Below are 541 nucleotides of genomic sequence, written 5' to 3'. Positions count from 1 at the left end.
ATACTATTTTTTCTTTAGTATAGTAAAAAGCTTTTTTTAATTTCCTATTACCATCTATCACCTCATAAACATCTTCAAAACTTGTTTTAGCCTGTTCTTCACAGTTAGCCACAATATCTACATTGTATTTATCTAGTCCATGAAAAGCTGTAGTTAAATACCAGGAAACTCCACTAATAAATCCATTCTTACCATTTCCCCTTCCCATCATTAAAAAGATGGTACTCCAAACTAAAGTATTATCCTCATAATAACAATGGATTAATGCAATAACGAACTTTTCCCAAGGAAGTAATTTAAATTTAAAATATTCTTCTATTTTAGTTATGGCTGTTTCTATTTTCTCATTATGAATAAATATATTAGGCTGTGATAATTTTTCCTTAACTAAATTAATACACTTTTTTATATTATTGCAGCTCTCAACACTTCCACTTTCTATAAGGTTAATGTATTCATCAATATATTTATTAAATATCATCATAATCCTCGATTTTTGGTGATGGCTTTAATCCTAATTCATTAAGGATCTTTAACATTT

Annotated in this window: 1 pseudogene; it reads right to left on the bottom strand. The window is 27.2% G+C overall.

The features are described 5' to 3' along the window. Window positions 1–481: pseudogene (locus GBZ86_RS19065) on the bottom strand (terminase large subunit); the annotation flags it as partial. Between the last annotated feature and the right edge of the window lie 60 nt (window positions 482–541).

The organism is Clostridium tarantellae (genome assembly GCF_009295725.1).
In the GTDB taxonomy this organism is placed as follows: Bacteria; Bacillota; Clostridia; order Clostridiales; family Clostridiaceae; genus Sarcina; species Sarcina tarantellae.
Note: the sequence above shows the minus strand (reverse complement) of the source record. Positions and strands in the feature narration are given on the sequence as shown.